We start from the raw sequence: 21,051 nt of genomic DNA on the forward strand, positions 1-21,051 counted from the left end.
TGACTTTATAGCTTTTTTTTGCTTTACTATATGCCTCATGAAAAAAAATATAACTATTATCTTATTTATTTTTATAAGTTCTTTTTGTTTTTCTCAAAATATTACTACTGCAGGGGACTTTTTTTCTTCAGTATCGGATAGATACGCTCAAATACAGGACTACATTGTCGACATGAATATAACCGTCGGATCGTCAACACAACAGGCAGCAGCCATGTTTAAAAGACCGGATAAACTTCGCTTAGACTTTAAATCTCCCGCAGAACAATGTATTGTTTTTAACGGAAATACTCTTTCAATTTACTTGCCTCAATACAGAACCATTTTGACTCAGGATGTTGAACAAAGCAATGCAGGAGGTTCTTCGCTGGCAACTCCTCAGGGCCTTTCCCTTATGAAAAGAGGGTATACAATTCAATACGATACAACATCGGCTCCGCAGCCCTTGGAAGAAGGCTCCTCTGAAAATGTTATAATCTTATTGATGAATAGAAAATCTGCAACCGAGACCTTTAAAACTCTGCGGGTTATGATTTATCCTGACGGTAAACTAATACGCCGAATTGAGGCAATTCCTGTTTCGGGCGGTAAAATTACATTCGATTTTTATAATTACAGGATAAACGCAGGAGTAGGCAGCAGAAACTTTGTTTTTGATGCTCCTTCTACGGCAAAAACCTTTAATGATTTTCTTTTTGTCGATTAATTTGGTATGGGAGATAAATAATGAACGAAATCGGAAAATTACTCACCGAAACAAGAATAGGAAAAGATCTTGAGCTTGATCAGGTTGCAAGAGAAACAAATATAGCCAAAAGGTATTTGGAAGCATTGGAAAGCGATGATTACAGTGTTTTCCCTGCAGAACCGTATATCGTGGGTTTTTTGAGAAATTATTGCGAATATTTAGACCTTGATCCCGAAGAAATAACCAATCTTTATAAACAGATTAAAATACAAGAAACTTCCCTGCCGCCGGATGCCCTATTAGAAAAAAGAGGATTTGCTTTGTCTAAGCCCCTTATTATAGGCTTTGGTGTATTGGCGATTATTGCCGTCATAATTACAGTAGTATTTTTTGCATTTAAAAGCTGGATACCGGCCATACAGCAAAAACGCAGTCAAGCAAGTGTAGGAACCGAAGTTCGGGAAACAAGGGAAGCAAAAACATATGAAATAAATCAACAAAAATATGAGCAAAGAATATTTGAAGGCGATGTCTTAAAATTAACTATAGAAGATAACGAATACAAGATTGAAGTAGAAAAAGTAAGTCCTAAATTAAATTTAAAGACAGAAACAGGAAATCAAATAATAAGCCTAGGACAAACCGTTAAAATAGATCTTAACAACGATTTAACACCGGATGTCGAAATTACTTTAGAAGACATAGATAAAAATAACCCTGAGTCCGGAGCTCTAGTATCTGTATTGACCGGAAATAGTATTTCAGAGGGAAAACCTTCTACAGAAACAGACTTAATCGTTTCCGAAGAAGATTCTCAAGCCGCTGCAACTTACAAGGTGCTGTTTGAAAGCGGTTCAGCCTACCCCGTAACCTTAAATGCCACATTTAGGGGCTACTGCTTATTCAGACATGAGGCAGACAAAACTAATCGTGAAGAAAGATACTATCAAAAAGCCGAACAGCTTACCGTTCAAGCCAATAACGGTTTAAGAATTTGGGCATCCAACGGAAATGCCGTAAAACTTCAAGTAGTTGCAGGAGGCAAAACCGTTGATTTGGAAGTCAGCCGGCCGGGAGAAGTTATCGTAAAAGACCTCAAATGGATACGGGATGATGAAACCAAGCGCTTTAAATTCATAGTTGTAGATGTCGATTAAAACAAATGCTTCAAAAGAAATTTTTTATTGATTTGCACGGTTGTGCAAAAAATCAGGTTGATGCCGAACTTATAATCGGGATAATGGAAAATTTATCATGGAAAAACACTTCCGATCCCGATGAAGCGGATTTGATAATAGTCAATTCATGCGGCTTTATTAATTCTGCAAAAGAAGAATCGATAAATGCCGTTTTACAGGCTAAGGCGGCCCACCCTAAGGCTAAAATTCTCTTGGCCGGCTGTTTGGCAGAACGTTATGCCGATATACTCAAAAACGATTTATCTGAAGCAGACGGTATTTTTGGAAACGGAGACCTTTCTTTATTACCTCAATTAATAGACTCCATGTTTCCTAAAAAGACTTTGGACAAAAAAATCATTGAAAAAACTCTTATTCCTCCGCAAATAGGCATCTGCGGGGGAGAAAGGCCTAAAATACTTAACTTTCCGCGTTCTACCTATATCAAAATAACCGAAGGCTGTGATAATTTTTGCAGTTTTTGTGCTATCCCCATTATCAGGGGACGCTTAAGAAGCCGGCCTATTAAAGACATCTGCGATGAGATAAAAATCTTTTTAAAAAAAGGCTTTTATGAATTTAACCTGATAGGACAGGATCTAGCCGCCTATCAAACCGGAAAAAATGATTTAAAAGAAGATAAACTGCATAAAGAAAAGAGCTCAGGCTTAGCCCTTCTTTTAAAGAGCATTTCGGAAATAAAAGGTAATTTTAAAATCAGATTACTTTACATTCATCCCGACCACTTTCCACTTGATATTCTGTCTATAATGACGGCAGATAAAAGATTTTTGCCTTATTTCGATATTCCATTTCAATCGGGGGCACAAAAAATAATAAGGGCTATGAACCGAAATGGCTCTGCCGAGGTTTACCTTGATATCGTAAAGAATATACGGGATGCTTTTGAAAAAGCAAAAAGTCCTTACGGAGAGCCGCAAATACGGACAACTTTTTTGGTAGGCTTTCCGGGCGAAACGGACGAAGATTTCAATGAAACTATCAAGTTCTTAAAGGAATTAAGGCCTCTTTGGTCGGGAGGCTTTACATATTCAAGAGAGGAGGATACCCCTTCATATTCCTTTAAGGGCAGAGTTCCCAAAAAAACGGCAGAAGCCCGCCTCGCCGAAATACAAAATACTCAAACCTCAATAACAGAAAAAAAACTGGATTCCTTTATAGGAAAAGAAATAGAGGTCTTAGTAGAAGAGCTTATTCAGGCAGAGGATAAAACATTTTTAGCCCTTGGACGGGCTTGGTTTCAAGCGCCGGAAGTTGACGGAGCCGTTGTTTTAAACTTTAATTTAAACAAAAAAGACATCGATGGGAATCCGATTGCTCCCGGATCCATTGTAAAGGCAAGAATCGCAGCCCGAAACGGTTTTGATTTAGAAGCCGTAGCCGTTTAAAACTTGTCGATAAAAACCTCCATAATGTATAAAGACTTATAAAAATACGCCGATACTGTAATGAGGTATAATTAATTCCGCCTTAAAATTTAGCATATTGCAGAGGGTTTACTAATCCTTTATAAATATGATAAAATAGGTATTGGAGATTTAAGTTGCGTACGAGTTTAAAAGTTTTTATAAGTTTAGTTATCTCTCTAGCCGTATTTTCGGGTCTTTTATATTTAACGGCCTCAGATTATGAATCTTTTACAGAAACGAAAATATATAAGCCGTCCATATTACGGCATATCAATGAAAACCTAAAAGAGATTGAAAAAACTTTTATAGCTTGGAATGAAGAAAACACCGAGTTATTTAAAAATTTCCTTCGTGAAGAAGCATTAATGTCAGCGGTAAAGCAGGATCAAGACCAATCCGACATAGAAGCGCGAAATAATACCATTTCAAAAATAATATCGACAGTCCCCGGCTTTGCAGGATTGCGGATAATCGATTCACAATATCAAAAAACTCACTTTAGTACCTTTCCGGAAGACATTCTAAGTAAGACAAACTCAATGCTTTCCTATAAAAAGTACAACGATGCAGGCAATTTAATTCCATACCAACATATAGCATCTGCAGACAAGCCGGAAGTAAAAATTACGGCTTCAACAGCTTTTGATGTGATTCTATATTCTTTGCCTTTTTACGATACATATGATGTATATAGGGGAACGGCCGTTTTTTATATCTCAGGGAACAGCTTTTTATATCATTTGGTTTCACAAAATATCCTTTCAATCAGCGACGGTTTAGCCCTCCTCTCCGACGAATCTCATACCATAATCGGTCTTTTGACAGGTAACCATAATGTTGTTTCTCCGGAATTAAAGGAAGCCGTCCTCAATGACTGGGAAAGGGTTCCTCAAAATGTACGTATAATAGGCCTTGATGGGGAGAATAGCTGGGTTCTTATTACAAAAAAATCCGATTTCGGTTATGTAGGCCGGATAACCGAAAAAGATGTCTTTATGTTCCCCATGACCGTTAAGTATTTTTTGATATTTACGGTTTTTGTGACAATATTTTTAATGTCCTTTCTATTATTGAATATAAAAAGAAACCGCTTATTTATTGCTCAAAATAAAATTCAGGCGCTGCATTGGTCAATTCTAAAAAACTATTTAAAAACATCTCAAAACGAAAATTGGGCAGAACTGCAAAAAGAACTTGAATATCATCGGCATGAAGTAAATGCAGAAATAAAAAAGGGATTAGGAAAAAAACTTCTTGAAACTAAGGGAAAAGAAATAGATGATCTCTTACAAAATAGTTGGCAGGAAATATTTGACATTATAAACAAGTCCTCAAGAAACAAAGCTCTCTCCCAAGACCTAAAAAATGTAAAATCTGAAAACCTTATCAATCTTTTGATGGAGGCAGTCAAGGCTCAAAAGGATGTTTCCGATAAACCAAAACCGGTCCCTGAGGTCGAAGAACTTGATAAGATAGAAGATGCTGAGGCTGTTGAAGAACTCGGCGAAGCAGAAGAAGCCGATGCTGTTGAAGAACTCGATGAAGCAGAAGAAACCGATGCTGTCGAAGAACTTGATGAAATAAAAGAAGCCGATGCTGTCGAAGAACTTGGTGAAGCAGAAGAAGCTGAGGCTGTCGAAGAACTCGGCGAAATAGAAGAAGCTGAAGCCGTCGAAGAACTTGCTGAAGCAGAAGAACCTGAGGCTGTAGAAGAACTTGATGAAATAAAAGAAGCCGATGCTGTCGAAGAACTCGGCGAAATAGAAGAAGCTGAAGCCGTCGAGGAGCTCGGTGAAGCAGAAGAAGCTGAAGCCGTCGAAGAACTTGCTGAAGCAGAAGAACCTGAGGCTGTAGAAGAACTTGATGAAATAAAAGAAGCCGATGCTGTCGAAGAACTCAGCGAAGCAGAAGAACCTGAGGCTGTTGAAGAACTTGATGAAATAAAAGAAGCCGAGGCTGTCGAAGAACTCAGTGAAGCAGAAGAACCTGAGGCTGTCGAGGAGCTCGGTGAAGCAGAAGAAGCTGAAGCTGTAGAGGAACTTGCTGAAGAGGAAATCGCCGAATCTAAAGTATTTGATAAAATAGAACACTCCGAAACTACAACGCCTCTTGATACAGAGGAAGAAATTACCGCAACGGAAAGTACTGATGATCCGATGCTTCTTTTTAATGATTTAGGATATACTATTTCAGGTTTGGATTTTTCCGGACTGGATATTCCTATTTCAGAACTTGAAAAAACGGAAGCTAAAAAGGTTGAATACATTACTGAAGATTATAGCCCGATACGTTCAATGTGGGGAAAATATGATGAAAGCCCAATCTTGGGTACTCTGGATGTAGTAGGGGAAAGTGATCCTGTGCCTTTGCTTGATATAAACGAAGAGCAAACAATAGTAAACGAGGACGGAGTCTTTATTATCCGTAAAACAGAACCTGTAAAACCTGAAAATAAAGATTTTAAGGCTCTTGTTGACTCAGTCCTTAGATAGCACCAAAATGCAAACAATTTTAAACAATTTTAAACGACTTCTTTTTATTTTATTTTTTATGGGTAATTTAAACGTTGTTCTATGCGAAAATAGAGACAAACTTGATGCCTTTAATTTTAACCTTGATAATCCATGGCTTAGTTTAAAAGCCATTCAGACGGCCTATCCTGATCTTGTAAAGAATATTTCCTTTGATTCGGAATTAAACGATTGGTTTATAACGATAAGAAATCAAAATTTGTATTGGTCCGATGGAAGACTTTTACCAAAAAAAGATATTCAAAATCGGCAAAAATGGGCTCCTATAATTTCTTACTTTTATTCCGATGAGGTACAAAACCCTAAAGACTTTTCTGAAGAACTTATATCGGCATTAAAACCTGAAAGTCTAATCAAGAACAGAAAAGCTTCCCCTCCACCAAATTACACTTTTTTTATGCTTTTATTTAATGGAAGAAACCGCAACGAGATTATAAAGCAAATACGCCGCTCCCGTTTCTTGGGTTACGATGTCTGGGTACATCAACGCGTTGTAGAGCCTTTAAGGCGTGTTCAAACAAAAATATACCAAGCTCAAAAAACAAACACAGAAGTTAAAAAATTTTTAAAAGAACTAAACCAGTGTTGGAGTTTTAATTGGAGAGTTATAGCAGATTCCGGTAAATTGAGCAACCACAGCTGGGGATCGGCTATCGACCTTTTACCGGCAAACTACAAGAATAAAAAAATCTATTGGTTTTGGGAAGCTGCCCGTAATGATTTTTGGATGAAAATAATGCCTTACAGAAGATGGATACCTCCTAAGACCATAATCGAGGCCTTTGAAAGTGAAGGTTTTATCTGGGGCGGTAAATGGACGCTCTGGGATAATATGCACTTTGAATACCGCCCCGAACTTCTATATATTCGAGATTTTGTTCTAAAGGCGGAATTTAATGAATTTATAGCGCAGAATACACAAAGTCTATATCAAACGCCTCAAATTGAAACAAGGCAAGCGGATAAAAAAATACCACAACGGCTTGCCGCTATTCTTAAAATGGCAGAATTGATAAAATTTACCTCATCCTTTTCCCGTAATATATTATCTTTTTACGGTATCGGCGGCACAACGGAAGAGGATTATTTTGAAAAAGAAGAAAATATAGAAGAACCGCAGGAACCTGAATATTTGGAGGAAATGATTGATTAAGATTGCTTTAGGGATATTTATAATTCTAATATTCTTTTTACTCGGTTTGGTTATCGGAAAATACAAAGAAAGAAGTTTAAATCTCAAAAAGTTAAATGAAGCAAGAAAAGATGCCGTAAAACGATCCCGGGCAGTATTAAATGGGCAGCTTTCAGAGCAACTGGCTCCTTTTTTCCCCGATTTTCCCGCAAATCCCACAGAAATACGCTTTATAGGTCAGCCTGTAGACTACATTGCCTTTAACGGTTCTTCCCAAGGGACTATTACCGATATTAGCTTTATAGAAATAAAAACAGGCTCATCAGCTTTGAGTCCTGTTGAAAAAGCTTTAAAAGATGCTATCGAAAAAAAGAAAATAAAATATATAGAATATAGGGTAGATTTTAGCAATAAATAGAGATTTTAGAATAAACCGCACAAAATGGTAATAAAAGTAATAAAAATACATTTTTTTCTTAAAAACACTTGACAATTTTTATTTAATTTGATAAATTATGAGCACACACAGAAAAGATACACATACTACTTCAAAAGAACCCCCGTATCCTCCTTTCGGGGGTTCTTTTCTTTTTTGCGCAAAATTTAATCTACTTTTTTATAAAAAAATCCTGATCGATAATTTCAACAGAAATATCATCATTTCCAAAAACAGAAATGGAATTATCTTTATAAAATAAAATACAGGCAGGCATTTTAGGCTTACCTATAAGGGGAAAATCCACCGTTACTAACTTTTGTAAAAGAGCCCTTGTCTTTTCTTCCCCTAAAACATAGCTTGATGTAGAAAGAGCATCGGCAAGGGTAGAGCTTTCACTTATGATGGAAGAAGCATTTAAGTTGTTGTGTACAGGATTCCCCGTCTTTGAATCGAAGATATGATGATAAATTATCCCGTCTTTTTCTATAAATCTTTCATAGTTGCCCGATGTTACAAGTGAAGCATCTTGAAGATTCATACTTATAACAGGATTTTGTTTTCCTATTATGGGATTCCTTAGGGCGGTCTTCCAAGTTTTTCCCGACGGGTTTTTACCTGAGGCTAGGATATTTCCGCCAAGGTCTATTAGAAAATCTTTTATACCATGCTCTAAAAGTATTTTTGCAATTTTATCGGCAGCATAGCCTTTTGCAATCCCACCAAGATCCAGCCTCATACCTTTTTTTTGCAAAAAGACCTGATTACCGGCTTTTAATTCTATATTTTTATAGTCTAAAAGCGGTAATATCTCATCGATTTCTTTTTGAGACGGCACAGTCTCATTTTCAAAGCCTATATTCCAAAGTTTTACCAAGGGGCCGATAGCCGGATTAAAAGCTCCATCGGTAAGCTCCGCCATCATAAGAGAAATTTGCAAAAGCTCGTACAATTCGTGAGAAACTTCCAAAGGAGAAAGCCCAGCCTCTTTGTTTAAGCGCTCAAGTTCAGACTCCCTTGTAGTAGTCAGCCCTTTTAGATTATTATTTTCTGCGGAAATCTTATCGGTGTTTGCATTAAAAATTGAATCAAGTTTTGTCAGCTCGGCATATACCTTTTCCAAAACCTCTTCCGTCTTTTTTTTAGGCTCGGATGTCAGGATACGCACCCTGCAAACGGTCCCAAGAGATAACCATGTTTTAGAATATTCTTTTATTGCCGGCCGGCACGAAACAGCTAAAAGCATGTAAAAAGCTAAAAATAAGAGAAAGATATATTTTTTAAACATAATGGCTCCGGTTTATTTGTCTTGCGCGTTTTTTTGTTTTGTTCCGCTCAAAATTAAATTTATACCAAGCCCTATTCCGCAACAAACGATAAAAGAATCGGCAGCATTAAAAGTCGGCCAACGATCCATCCCCAAAATACCGAAAAATTTTACATCTATAAAGTCTACAACACCTTCAGATCTAAAAAAACGGTCTATAAGGTTTCCGAAGCCTCCGCCCAGTATTCCGCATATAAACCATCTTTGAGCCCTTGTCAGTTCAGCAGACTTTAGATATGCTCCGGTAAGAGCTATCAAGAGTAAAAACGGTAAAAAAACCAACATTATCTTTCTTGCAATTTCTCCAAAACCGGCTCCAAGACTAAAGGCCGCCCCGGTATTGTATACAAGCCTCAAATTTACAAGGTCTCCTATCACCGGAATTACCTCATTCACGGACATATATTTTACAACTAAAATTTTAGTAACTTGGTCTACAATAATAACTATTGCAGTAAGCAAAAAAGGAAGATAATAATCTTTTTTATTATTCATAAGGTTCCTGCTTTATAATACATATAGATTTTGCTCTTTTGAGCGGCGAGTATTAACATAACGGGTTAAGTCGGTCATGTTTTGTACTATAATTCTATCATCATAAACGGAAATTCTGCCCTGATCTATAAATTTCCGCATATTGTCTTCGGTTTCTTCTTTTGAAAGACCCGCCCAGCGTGCAACCTCTTCAATTGTCGTATCAAAGGAGCGCATTTCCGTAGTGCGGTCAAGATTGGGCTGGGTTTCATCCAGCATCAAAAAAACGTCAGCTATTCTTGCCGGCCTGTCTTCAATAGTTAAAATCATAAACCTGCGTCTTTGGGCATAGATACGTCTTACAAAGGTCTTTAAAAGCCGCATAGCAATAGCCGGATTTCCCTTCATCAAAATTTCAAAGTTTTCCTTATTGAATTCGAGGGCCATCACATCGTCATAGGCTATGGCCGAGGCTGAACGGGGAGAATTATCCAAAATAGCCATCTCGCCGAAGATTTCCCCGGGCTGTAAGATATCAAGGTTTTTTTCAAATCCATTGATAATTTTTATAAGCTGAACACGGCCCGACTGTATCAAATAGAATGATGAACCGGGTTCAAATTCCGCAAATATAAGAGAGCCTTTAGGAAAGCTTTTTGCAAATCTTGAAAATGAAGAAAAAAGATCCGACATAGTTTATGCTCCTTGCAGCCTAGTGCTGCATTCTTTTTGAAGTTCCCTAATTTTTCCGATTATATCGGCACCTGACAAGAGAGCAGCCTTATCAAAAAAGGCAATCGCCTTATCAGGCCTTTCCATATCCATATAACACATACCCAAATACATAAGGGCATCTCCTATCTTTAAAGACTTGGGATGCTGGGAAATAAAACCTGTTAAAAGCTGTAAACAGCGCACATATTCTTTTTGGGCATGGAGAGCTTTTCCCGCACCTATATATGCCTTGTCGGTAATTTCATCACCAGCCCCTGCCTCTATTACGGTATGATATTGATCATAGGCAGCTTCAAATTCTCCCTTTTCAAAAAAATCGTCAGCCTTATTATATGCAAGATGAACAGTTCCGTCGGCAACCGGTGCCGGCTTTTCAGGCTGAACAAAAGCTGCCTCATTACTATGCCCTTCTGCGTTTCCGAAAGAGCGGCCTGCAGCCTCCGCCGTACTTCTAACTATCTGATCTACTTCTGAGCTGTATTTTCCGTTAGGATAGATAGACTTATATCTTGCCCCTACCTGTCCTGCAGCCTTATAGTGTTGGGAGGAATAAAAGGCATTCATAACATTAAAAAGACCCTCTTCAGGGTTTGTTTCTTCTTCACTGTCCAAAAGAGAGGCTAGCTGCTTATGGATACTCCTAAGCTGGCGGGAAAACACCTTTATCATCTGTAAAATAATGCGGGTATTCGTCTGTGCAAAGGCTTCAAATTCCTTGCTTGTAAAAGAATAAACTATAGAATCGGTTAAAACCATTGCGCTTTCCTCTCTTGGATAATTGCCCAATGCCGATTTTACTCCAAAAAATTCTCCGGTCTTTATATAGTCGGTAACCTGTTCTCCTGTTTCAATATCTATAGATGTAAGAGCTATGCTGCCCGTATTTAAAAGGAAAACACGTTCATCAAAATCGCCGGAGAAATAAACTACTGAATTTGCCTTGTAATTAATAGCCTTAGGCATTACGGCCTCCCAATACAAAACTTGCGTTCTATCATTCTAGCATATTTTTTAAGAAAAACCTAGCCCTTCTTTGTTTTTTTTGATATAATCTTTTTATATGGTGGACTTACACACTCATTCAACGGCATCGGACGGCACCTTTACCCCTGCGGAACTTGCCGCCGCCGTTAAAAAGGCGGGTATTTCAGCCTTTGCCTTAACCGATCATGATATTTTAAGCGGACTCGACGAAGCTGCTGCAGAAGCTAAAAGGCAGGGTATTATTTTTATACGCGGGGTTGAAATAAGCGTTAAATGGAGCCCCGGAGAACTCCACTTATTGGGCCTTGATTTGCGTAAAGATTCTCATGAGCTTAACGCGCTCTTACAGGATCTGCAAGATGAAAGGATAAACAGAAATCAAAGGATGGCCGAAAAGTTAAAAAAAGCCGGCTTTGATATTTCTTATGAAAAGGTGAGAGATTTTGCGGGCGGCGATAAGGGCTTGGGGCGGCCTCATTTTGCAGCCTACATGGCAGCCCATAAAATGGTCAAAAAAAATCAGGAAGCCTTCGATAAGTATTTTGCAAAGGGAAGACCTTTTTTTGAAGAAAAAGAAAATGCAGACCTTGCAGCCGCAATTTCTGCCGTAAAATCCGCAGGAGGGATTCCCGTTTTGGCTCATCCTATGTCCCTTTATTTGTCTTGGTCTTCCCTTCCCGATATTATAGCCGATTTTAAAAGGCAGGGTCTTGTCGGGCTTGAAGCTTGGAATTCTTCGACAAAATACAATGATTGTAAAAGGCTCGAAAAACTGGCTGCATCCCTCGATATGCCCATAACTGCCGGAAGCGATTTTCACGGTTCAATCCGAAAGGACAGAAAACTCGGAGAAACTTCAAAAAACGGTATAAAGATTGAAGACAGGTTTTACGAAAATTTACGAGCCCTCCATCCCGACCTTCCGCCTTTGCAAAATAGTTAGGCTGATTAAAAGATAAAAATTATGCAAAAAGAAATCGTAAAAACAAAAAAGATGGTTTTCGGTGCTTCATGTATAGCTTCCTTAAAAGACGGCAAAACCGTTTTTGTTCCCTATTCTCTTCCCGATGAGGTTTTGGAAATTTCCATCGTAAAAGAACATAAAAATTATACCGAGGGAAAAATCGAAAAAATCTTAGAAGCCTCTCCCCACAGGGTAGAACCTAGGTGCCCTTACTTTTATGTTTGCGGGGGCTGTAACCTTCAAACAGCCGATGACAAATACCAGCATTTTTTAAGAAAAAGCATGGCCCTTGAAGCCCTTGATAGAGCCTTGAGTTTAAATAAGGAAAAAGCTGTTTTTGAAAAGCAAGCTCTTGAAAAGAGCTTTTTTGAAAAAAGTATTTTTGTAAGCGGCCCGGACTGGGATTATAGAGCCCGCTTTCAGTTTTACATTGACGAGGACGGCTCTCTTTCTTTAAAAGAAAATAAAAGTTCCGGTTCGGTAAAGATAAAGGATTGCCCTATTGCAGTACCCGCAATAAGAAATCTTTTAAGATCGAATTTAAAAGAATATACTCCGAATTCGAGAATCCACATTTTTTCGGACGGAGAAAAAAATTTTACTCAAGATAATGCAAAAGAGTGCGAGGTAAGGCTTACAGGAAAAAGGATTAAATTTAATCCCTTGGGCTTTTTTCAATCTAATTTGGAAATGACCGAAAAACTGATAAACACGATTTTTGAATACGCAGAAATTTCAAGTTCTGTTTTGGATTTTTATTCAGGTGTGGGAACATTTTCTCTCTTTGCTTATGATCAGGCAAAAGAGATTCACCTTGTAGAACATAATAAACACGCTCTCGCCTATGCTCAAGAAAATTTTTCGATAAACTGGAATAGCTCATCAAACGGAATTGTCAAAGAAAAAAAAGAAAACGGTTTCCCTAAAATTTTTTATCATGCCTTGGACGGAAAAAATTGGACAAAAACAAAAGAATCAAAATTGAAATTCGATACGGTATTTGTAGACCCTCCGAGGAGCGGCATAGATAAGGAAGCCCTGTCTTGGCTTTGCACAAGCGGGACCCGTCAGATTTTTTATATTTCCTGCGACCCCGTAACCTTCGCCCGCGACACGGCAAGTCTTCTTGTATCCGGCTACAAATTAGAAAAACATTTTCTATTAGATTTTTATCCTCAAACTCACCACATTGAAACACTGGGTATTTTTAGGAAAGACGGAGATAACCGATTATGCTGCTATAAGCCGCAAAAAATTATCGGATGTAATGTATAATTTCATTTATAATATAGAGGGGGTTGTATATGAAAATCGAACATGTTGCGCTGTATGTACATGATTTAGAGGGAGCCCGAACCTTTTTCATGAAATATTTGGGCGCAAAATCAAACGACGGGTATCACAACCCGCGGACGGATTTTCGCTCGTATTTTCTTTCGTTCGACGGCGGTGCGCGGCTTGAGCTTATGAATAAGCCGGGAATGACGGATGTGCCGAAAGCGCTTGCCCGCACCGGCTATGCGCATATTGCGTTCAGCGTAGGAAGCAAGGAAAAAGTGGACGCGCTGACTGCCGAACTGAAAGCGGCTGGTTATGAAGTTATCGGCGTTCCGAGGACAACCGGCGACGGCTATTATGAAAGCTGTATTTTGGCGATCGAGCAAAATCAGATAGAAATTACCGTTTGAGCGGAAAGACTTCGGATTATTTTGTATATTGATTTTTGAATTTATAGAGGTACTTTGAATGAAAAATGCAGTTGTATATATACACGGAAAAGGCGGTTCTGCCGACGAAGCGCTTTACTATAAAAAGTTTTTTAATGACGATTATGAGGTTTTAGGGTTTGATTATAAATCGGAATTACCTTGGCAGGCATGTGAAGAATTTCAAAACTATTTTGATTCCATTATTCCAAATTATAATGAAATCTTATTAATTGCAAACAGTATAGGGGCTTACTTTTCTATGTTGTCCTTATCGGAAAAACCGATCAAAAAAGCTCTGTTTGTTTCCCCCATTGTCGATATGGAAAATATCATTTTACACATGATGAAACGGGCAAAGATATCCGAAGAAGAACTTAGACTAAAAAAAGTCATCAACATTCAGTTCGGCGAACCCTTATCGTGGGAATATCTTTCTTTTGTCAGAAAAAATCCTATAGCATGGAACATTCCTACCGGTATTCTTTACGGTAAAAAAGATGATATGACTTCTTTAGAAACAATAACGAATTTTGCGAATAAAATACATGCAGACTTAACGATTTTTGATGAGGGAGAACATTGGTTTCATACTGAAGAACAAATGGATTTTTTGGATACTTGGTTTAAAAGATTCGTTTGAAAAATCTTTATGCACCTGTTATGCCTCGACAAGTTCACAGATTGAATGCTGCATTAAGTTAGCTACTTTTCAATCTACCTCCTAGTGAGAAAATTAGAAAATTAATCAGAATTTGCAATCTCATCTGCATTCTCTTTCAAATAAACAAAGTCTAATTGTCTCGCCGCTTCAATATATTCGCTTAATTTATCTGATTTTATTTTATAAAGAACACTGAGTGCCATTATTTTTTGATACTCTTCAGCATAGGTATCACCCTTATATTTGTCTCTTTCCCAAAATTCAATCGCATACTGTTCTGCTTTTTTATAATCTATCTCACTTAAAGCACTTAAAGACATTCTCTGTGTATATTCATCATCTACATTTATATACTTGAATACCCAATCAGTAACTGAACTATCATCTTTATAAACTGGCAATCTTTTTACTAGCTGCCACTTCGCAGTTGTATAAATTGAATCTATACATCTTTCAATCAAATATTTAAACCATTCTTTATATGACGAAATAAAGTCAGCCAAATATTCGCATTCATTGTCCCTGGCTACACAATAAAGTATAGATTCTAAATCAGTTTCGGTAACATCTTTTACTTCTACATTCTTTACAAATGAGATTGCAGATTCTCTCATTCTATCAAAAGAAGGACCTAGAAATTCTCCATTATCAGTATCTTCAGTCATCTCAGAATAATGCTTATAAACCCATTCTTTGTATATTCTCACTTCTTTATTTAGTATTCGGCTGTTTATTCAAACGCCCACCCCTAACATTTATTTGATATCACATCTGTCCAAGATAAACTAGGAAGTTAAAAAAGTCTGTAATTCGTGATATCACTAAGACTAATTTTATGCCTCTTTATTTCCTTATAAAAAGCCCGCATTGTGCCCGCATAATCAGTATCAAAAAGTAGATTACCGGTATCTCCTTTAATTAAAAAAGTGTTTGTATTTCCATATGAGAACAACATACCCCGACGCTCGCGTCGGGGTTGTTGATTTCTTTGCTTTCTAAGTTCCAATTATTGAGTTCAGCTTCAATTAATTCTGGAAATTTTTTGCTAATATCTCTTAAAGCATTGCCTACTGATTTCCTAACATATTCACTCGTATCTTTTTTTAAGGAAGCAATTCGTCTAATAGCTTCATTCGGATTATCTTTGAAATATGGTCTACTTGTCCATATTCTTAATCCTTCTGTAACTGCTCTCCTTGTATTAGGATTATTATTTCTTAACCAATCATCAATGATTGGAAGTGCTTTTTCATATCCTTTTTTCTTGCAAAATTCATCAAAGGCTTTTGCCAATACTTCCTGAACTCTCCAATTATCATCTTTAGAAACTTCATCTCGCATAAATGCTAAAATATCATCTTGTTCTGATAAATGTCCAAAAAGAAATACACCGTACATTCTTACTTGATAGGTATCGGATTTATAGGCTAAAAATGCCAACTTCTTGATATGTTCATTATCATTAGATTTATAATCGGTTAAGGCTCTTTTTTCTTCCTCTTTGAAACCAGGCTCTACCAAAGAAAATTCTTTTTCTAAACTCGCAATATACTCTTTCAAACGAACTCACCACCTTTTTCTTCAAAGTTTTCTCTCTACATATTTGCTAATATTATACCATTTTTTAAGCTTTTCTCCACTGTCAGATCCACCCAGGTTAGCGATGGTAGCTGCGCCGTAGGCGTTCCGGAACGCAGTGGAGGAATGGAGCGGTAGCGGAACAGCGGACGTAGCGCCCCGAACGCAGTGAGGGGAACCTCCATATAATTATTTATGTACCTTCCAACTTGCAGCTTCGCGCCTCTCGCCGATAAAGTTTCGGTAAATGCCGTCCTGCTCCAAGAGTTGGATATGTGTGCCCTGCTGCACAATCTTACCGCGGTCTACTACAATAATCTGATCGGCTCTCTCTACGGTTTTCAGCCGATGAGCAATCATGATGACGGTCTTTTCGGCGGTGAGCGCGTGGATGGCGTGCATCAGTTCGTTTTCATTTTCGGGATCGACGTTGGCGGTTGCCTCATCCAAAAAGATGACCGGCGCATTTTTCATCATAGCGCGGGCAATGGAGATGCGCTGCTTTTCGCCGCCGGAAAGACTTGCGCCGCCTTCGCCGACTACAGTGTCGTATCCTTGGGGAAGGCTTGAGATAAAGTCATGGCAGCAGGCCTTTTTTGCCGCAGCGATCACATCCTCCATCGGAGCGCCTGGCTGGCCAAAGCGGATATTGTTGGCGATGGTGTCGTGAAATAAATAAACCGATTGGAACACAAAGCTGAAATTCGCCATCAAGGAATCCATATCGTAATCCTTCACATTCCGGCCGCCCAGCATAACGGTTCCCCCGTCTACATCCCAGAACCGTGCAAGCAGATTTACCAAGGTGGTTTTTCCTCCGCCGGAAGGACCGACAATCGCCGTCGTGGTCTTTTCAGGGATATGCAATGAAATGCCGTCGATGATCTTTCGCTTCTCATACGAAAATGCGATATCCTGCGCAGTAATATCACGCACTGCCGGTTCAATCCTTTCTCCGGATATATCCATCTGCGGAGTGTTCAGAATTTCCTGCGCCCGGTCAACGCTCATATCAACCACGCGCAGTAGTGACGAATATTGTCCTGCCGTTTCCAGACTGGTATAGATGATAAATGCGGAGATTACCATGACAACGGCAGTCAAGGCGTCCATGCTTCCGGCACAATAAAATACGCATGAAAAAGCTACCATTGCCACACCGGTAAGCTTGGCGATAAAACTCTGCAATGCTATGCGCGGCACCAGTGTCATTTCCATATCAATATTGATCTTACTGTTTTCCGAGATTGCCTCATTTAATTCCTTGCTCTTAACTCCCGTCAACCGGTAAGCCTTAACCTCGGTCATCCCTTGCAGGTATTCCAGAACCTTTTCTACGAGCCTTTCATCTGCGCGTATCTTTTTTCCCGACACCTTTTCGGAAGCAATCCGGAGACGGCTGTTTGCAAAAAGAAACAACGAAAAACCGCAGAGCAGCACACAGGCGATTCTCCAGTCGAAGAAAAACAACATGACGACAATAAGCGAGGTTGTAAGCAAGCCATCGCAGACAAGCATTACCACACGGGTAGCAATATTTTCAAGGCTTTCCATTATATTGGTTGTGATAGACGTAATCTGCCCGAGGCTGTTGGCATTAAAGTATCCCATCGGAAGATACCGCATGTGCTCTGCAATCTCCACCCGTTTTTTCGCACAGGTGTCATAGCCCCCTTCGGTCTGCAACATAACGGCTTTTGATTTTAGCAATCCCGATCCGGCAATGCTGATCAGCATAATCCCTAACGAGAGCAGGATATCCTTTGTTTCTACCATTCCGTTCATCAGCGCCCGAATCATCACCGCAATCGCCGGAATCTTTAGCGCCTCAAATAGAGCCTGAATAACATTGAGCCTAATGGAAGTGATGAATTTCCGGCGGTTTTCTTCACCGCAAAACGCAAAAAACTTTCTAATAACTTTAAGCATGATCTTTTACCTCAATATGTGCATTCCACATCGTTTCATATAACCCGTGACGAGAAAGAAGCTCATCATGGGTTCCGCTGTCTTCAACGGCGCCGTCTTTGATTACATAGATACAATCGGCAGCGGTAATAGTAGAAAGCCGGTGCGCAATCACGATGAGCGTCTTCCCCTCCGTAAGCTTAGAGATAGAGCGCTGAATAACCGCCTCGTTTTCAGGATCGGTGTAGGCGGTTGCCTCATCCAAAATGATAATGGGCGCCGCTTTCAGCATTGCTCTGGCAATGGAAATACGCTGCCGCTCGCCGCCGGAAAGATGCCCGCCGGAAGTGCCTACCACGGTATCGTAACCGTGCTCCAGTTCCAAAATAAATTCATGGCAACCGCTTTGTCTTGCCGCGTCCTCCACTTCCGCATCCGTTGCGTCCGCCCGTCCGATGCGGATATTTTCCCTAACCGTCATGTTGAATAGATAATTATCCTGCGAGACAAAGGCAATCTTATCCGAATATGCTTCTTGCGGAATTTCACAAATGTCCGTATCCTCCAGCAAAATTTTCCCGCTGCTCACATCCCAGAGCGAAGCGATGAGGCGCGCAATGGTACTCTTTCCGCTGCCGGAAGGACCGACCAGCGCAATAAAACTGCCCTCCGGGATTTCCATCGAAATGCCGTGAAGCACTTCCTTTTCCTTATACGAAAAACGAACATCCTGCAGCTTCAGCGTATTTCTCTTTGGAACTGCTCCGTCTACAGGGCGCTCCATTTCCGGCGCGTACAGAATACTTTGAACTTCACCGAAGATGGTTCCCATGGTTCGAAAGTCGTCCGAATAACTCATCAAGGTTATAAGCGGTGTGATGATGCCGACGGACAGAATAATGATTGTTACCAGATTCTGCGGAGAAAGATATCCTCCCTTTACCAAAAGACCGCCGATGGGGAGCACGGAAACCATTGTGGCGGGCATGATTACCGTGGCAAATGTAAAGGTGAGAATGCAGGAGCGCATCCAATCGATATAGCTGTGAGCGGCTTCATACGCGTCATGCACAAAGCGGTCGTAGGAACTTTTTGTATTTCCGAAAACCTTAATGACTTGAATACCGCCGATATATTCAACCGCCGTATCATTGAGCGCCTTTGTGGCTGTAACCGTGCGTTGATAAAATTGAGGACTGCCCTTCATCATAAGACCGTAACAGAAAAAGCCAACCGGTATCGTTGCAAGAGAAGCCAGCCCCATACGCCAGTCAATGGTAAAAATATAGATCAAAATGATGACGGGGATCAGTAAATTTGCGGTGAACTCCGGAACGATATGCGCCAGTGTCGTTTCAATGCTGTCGATACGTTCGATGAGTATATTTTTGAGCGCCCCGGAACTTTGCTCCAACACCGCACCCAGCGGCATTCTTGTCAGTTTTTCCGTGCAGCGTTTTCGGATTTCCCCGAGCACTGCAAACGTTGCCCTATGACTTGTCGATGTGCTAAGCGCATGAAACAGTACACGGCAAAACCAAAACGCTGCAATAATCAGACAGCGTATCATATAATATGAAAGGTCTTTGTTTCCGCCCATCAAACCATGTACGATGCCGGCAACAACAAAATACGGTGCGATGGAAAAGGCCACGCCGATAACTGCGAGGATAACACTTAGAACATATTGTCCTTTGTGTTCCCCTGTTTGTCCCAATGCCCACGCGATAGGCGAAGGACTTTTTTCTTTTTCCTTCATAAGCAATTCTCCTTACGGGAACTTCTAAAAAACTGTAACTTTCAATTACTCACCGCAGAGGCGCAAAGGACGCAAAGTTTTTAAAGGATTACCTGTTCAGCTTCCCCTTAATTTCCCTTTGCGCTCTTTGCGTCTTGGCGGTTATTTTTTTAGAAGTCCTATCTATTAAAAATCTTTAAAACCCGAATAACTGTTTCCAACCCGGAACAAAGAATGCCTCCACCGCTTTCAGACAATGTAATGCTTCTTCCAAACTGTAATTATGGATAACCGGTTCAAAGAGCGCGGTCGTATATGCCGAAAGCAGAAGATGCAGCTCCTTTGAATCTATGTCTTTTACGGCGTATCCTTGCGCTTTCAACATCGGCAGATATTGTAAAAGCTGCGCTTGCTGCCCCTCTGTAAGATCGTGGAGGAAATGCTCGTATTTGCTGCCCTGTGATTTTGCCAGTAATAGATGATATTCCTCCATATTCGGATAGATTATCTCGCGCATCATATCGATTTCGGAATCGCGCCACTGAATGTGTTCCTTGTGATTCACCGCACCCACATATCGCGCAACATGTGCATCCAGCCACGCATTTATGCGGTCCACTGCAGGAGCGACAATTTGATCAAAGAGATCTTCTTTATCTACACAATGCCGATATATTCCCGCAGCCGTCATACCGCAGCGTTTGCTGATACTTCGCATGGAGGACTTATCAAAGCCCTTCTCCATAAATTCGGCTTTTGCTGCGGCCATAATTTTTATATGATTTGCAGTTTTGTCCCTCGGCATAAGTCTCCTCTTTTTGTATACAGTGTTAGCTAACACATGTAAATATACAACTAATCCGTTTTATTGTCAAGGTACTTGGAGGAAGTTATTCTATAACTTTATATTTGGATATGCATGGACATCTCCATACTAACCGCCGCTTCCCACCTGTTGGCTTTCCGTTCAAAAATCGTGATATTATCAACCGGAAAGTCTTCCACAATATTCAGTTCATTCATAACCTGAAGGGCCTTTGCCGTTACCCCCGGTGGAATATCCCGATTTGAAACAGTGGCATGAGGCTGAAAAGGCCTCCGGTCTTTTTTGGTACAGCCCGGACAGGCGTTCAAAATTGCTTTTACGGTTTCATCACGGAGCCTTGTCCAATTTTCATCTGCAACTATTTTTGCAAAAAGAGTTCTATCTCCAAACGCATCAAAATTATCTATATGAGCGGTAAAACCTAAGCCCTTAGGCAAGACTCCTTTTTCAATCGCTCTTATTAAATCATCCGTTGAATAGTCTTTTTGCAATCTGAACGGAGGTACAAGAGTAACATGGATTGGTGTACCATGGCCTGACTTACACCCGTAAGCCCTGTTCATATATCGCCGGCAATCTTCAAGGCTGAGACTTATATCCTCCGGCAATAAGACACCGATAAAATGCGTTTGCTGCGAAATATTGTTTTGCTTCATGCTTGTGATTATAGCATAGAATATGCAAATCGTTCTATCTATTTCAAAGGTTGATTTTTTATAACAAGTATAATATATTACACTTATAAAAACGAT

Annotated in this window: 20 protein-coding genes; 10 read left to right on the plus strand and 10 right to left on the minus strand. The window is 39.7% G+C overall.

The features are described 5' to 3' along the window. The first annotated feature begins 37 nt into the window (after positions 1-37). The 6 genes from HO345_RS09350 to HO345_RS09375 all read left to right on the plus strand — a co-directional run bounded on the left by HO345_RS09350 (position 38) and on the right by HO345_RS09375 (position 7,377). Positions 38-706, plus strand: a complete 669-nt coding sequence (locus tag HO345_RS09350) for a LolA family protein (RefSeq protein WP_002691512.1) — start codon at positions 38-40, stop codon at positions 704-706. A 20-nt stretch (positions 707-726) separates the two neighbouring features. Further along, entirely contained in the window at positions 727-1,845 is a 1,119-nt protein-coding gene (locus HO345_RS09355) for a helix-turn-helix domain-containing protein (protein ID WP_253682659.1), read from the plus strand. A 26-nt stretch (positions 1,846-1,871) separates the two neighbouring features. Next, a complete protein-coding gene (rimO, locus tag HO345_RS09360) occupies positions 1,872-3,275 on the plus strand; it encodes a 30S ribosomal protein S12 methylthiotransferase RimO (RefSeq protein WP_253684599.1) in 1,404 nt (467 codons plus the stop codon). Between the two features lie 155 nt (positions 3,276-3,430). Then, positions 3,431-5,788 carry a hypothetical protein gene (locus HO345_RS09365; protein WP_253682660.1) on the plus strand — a complete coding sequence of 786 codons (2,358 nt, stop codon included), beginning with the start codon at positions 3,431-3,433 and terminating at the stop codon, positions 5,786-5,788. Next, positions 5,769-6,980, plus strand: a complete 1,212-nt coding sequence (locus tag HO345_RS09370; protein WP_366796382.1) for a M15 family metallopeptidase — start codon at positions 5,769-5,771, stop codon at positions 6,978-6,980. The genes HO345_RS09365 and HO345_RS09370 overlap by 20 nt, the downstream gene beginning before the upstream one ends. Beyond that, positions 6,973-7,377 carry a Holliday junction resolvase-like protein gene (locus HO345_RS09375; protein ID WP_253682662.1) on the plus strand — a complete coding sequence of 135 codons (405 nt, stop codon included), beginning with the start codon at positions 6,973-6,975 and terminating at the stop codon, positions 7,375-7,377. Before HO345_RS09370 ends, HO345_RS09375 begins: the two co-directional genes overlap by 8 nt. A 190-nt stretch (positions 7,378-7,567) precedes the next feature. Here HO345_RS09375 and HO345_RS09380 read toward each other — a convergent pair whose 3' ends face one another. Genes HO345_RS09380 through HO345_RS09395 form a run of 4 tightly spaced genes read right to left on the minus strand, consistent with a single transcriptional unit; the run spans position 7,568 to position 10,894 of the window. Then, positions 7,568-8,683: an FAD:protein FMN transferase gene (locus HO345_RS09380; RefSeq protein WP_253682663.1), complete on the minus strand. Its 1,116-nt coding sequence runs from the start codon at positions 8,681-8,683 to the stop codon at positions 7,568-7,570. 12 nt (positions 8,684-8,695) lie between these two features. After that, complete coding sequence (lspA, locus tag HO345_RS09385) at positions 8,696-9,217, minus strand: signal peptidase II (protein ID WP_253682664.1); 522 nt, start codon at positions 9,215-9,217, stop codon at positions 8,696-8,698. Positions 9,218-9,229: 12 nt separating this feature from the next. Then, entirely contained in the window at positions 9,230-9,889 is a 660-nt protein-coding gene (locus tag HO345_RS09390) for a Crp/Fnr family transcriptional regulator (RefSeq protein WP_002691527.1), read from the minus strand. 3 nt (positions 9,890-9,892) lie between these two features. Next, positions 9,893-10,894 carry a cyclic nucleotide-binding domain-containing protein gene (locus HO345_RS09395; RefSeq protein WP_253682665.1) on the minus strand — a complete coding sequence of 334 codons (1,002 nt, stop codon included), beginning with the start codon at positions 10,892-10,894 and terminating at the stop codon, positions 9,893-9,895. 97 nt (positions 10,895-10,991) lie between these two features. Here HO345_RS09395 and HO345_RS09400 point away from each other — a divergent pair, with 97 nt between their 5' ends. From HO345_RS09400 to HO345_RS09415, 4 genes are read left to right on the plus strand one after another with little or no spacing between them, the layout of a single operon-like run. Then, complete coding sequence (locus HO345_RS09400) at positions 10,992-11,858, plus strand: PHP domain-containing protein (protein ID WP_253682666.1); 867 nt, start codon at positions 10,992-10,994, stop codon at positions 11,856-11,858. Between the two features lie 21 nt (positions 11,859-11,879). Next, positions 11,880-13,154, plus strand: coding sequence for a class I SAM-dependent RNA methyltransferase (locus tag HO345_RS09405; RefSeq protein WP_253682667.1), 1,275 nt, complete (start codon positions 11,880-11,882; stop codon positions 13,152-13,154). Positions 13,155-13,183: 29 nt separating this feature from the next. Then, positions 13,184-13,567 (plus strand): VOC family protein, encoded by a 384-nt coding sequence (locus tag HO345_RS09410; RefSeq protein WP_253682668.1) that lies wholly within the window; start codon positions 13,184-13,186, stop codon positions 13,565-13,567. 58 nt (positions 13,568-13,625) lie between these two features. Next, on the plus strand, positions 13,626-14,228 hold the full coding sequence (locus HO345_RS09415) for an alpha/beta hydrolase (protein ID WP_253682669.1): 603 nt from the start codon (positions 13,626-13,628) through the stop codon (positions 14,226-14,228). Positions 14,229-14,329: 101 nt separating this feature from the next. Here HO345_RS09415 and HO345_RS09420 read toward each other — a convergent pair whose 3' ends face one another. The 6 genes from HO345_RS09420 to HO345_RS09445 form a co-directional block, all read right to left on the minus strand. Beyond that, positions 14,330-14,914, minus strand: a complete 585-nt coding sequence (locus HO345_RS09420) for a hypothetical protein (RefSeq protein WP_253682670.1) — start codon at positions 14,912-14,914, stop codon at positions 14,330-14,332. Positions 14,915-15,167: 253 nt separating this feature from the next. Beyond that, a complete protein-coding gene (locus tag HO345_RS09425) occupies positions 15,168-15,809 on the minus strand; it encodes a DNA alkylation repair protein (protein WP_253682671.1) in 642 nt (213 codons plus the stop codon). Between the two features lie 207 nt (positions 15,810-16,016). After that, positions 16,017-17,756 (minus strand): ABC transporter ATP-binding protein, encoded by a 1,740-nt coding sequence (locus tag HO345_RS09430; protein ID WP_253682672.1) that lies wholly within the window; start codon positions 17,754-17,756, stop codon positions 16,017-16,019. After that, positions 17,749-19,494 carry an ABC transporter ATP-binding protein gene (locus HO345_RS09435; RefSeq protein WP_253682673.1) on the minus strand — a complete coding sequence of 582 codons (1,746 nt, stop codon included), beginning with the start codon at positions 19,492-19,494 and terminating at the stop codon, positions 17,749-17,751. The genes HO345_RS09430 and HO345_RS09435 overlap by 8 nt, the downstream gene beginning before the upstream one ends. A gap of 175 nt (positions 19,495-19,669) precedes the next feature. Then, positions 19,670-20,278, minus strand: coding sequence for a TetR/AcrR family transcriptional regulator (locus HO345_RS09440; RefSeq protein WP_253682674.1), 609 nt, complete (start codon positions 20,276-20,278; stop codon positions 19,670-19,672). A 98-nt stretch (positions 20,279-20,376) separates the two neighbouring features. Then, complete coding sequence (locus HO345_RS09445) at positions 20,377-20,955, minus strand: 2'-5' RNA ligase family protein (protein ID WP_253682675.1); 579 nt, start codon at positions 20,953-20,955, stop codon at positions 20,377-20,379. Positions 20,956-21,051: the final 96 nt, after the last annotated feature.

Origin of the sequence: Treponema denticola (assembly GCF_024181645.1) — a bacterium.
GTDB lineage: Bacteria > Spirochaetota > Spirochaetia > Treponematales > Treponemataceae > Treponema_B > Treponema_B denticola_A.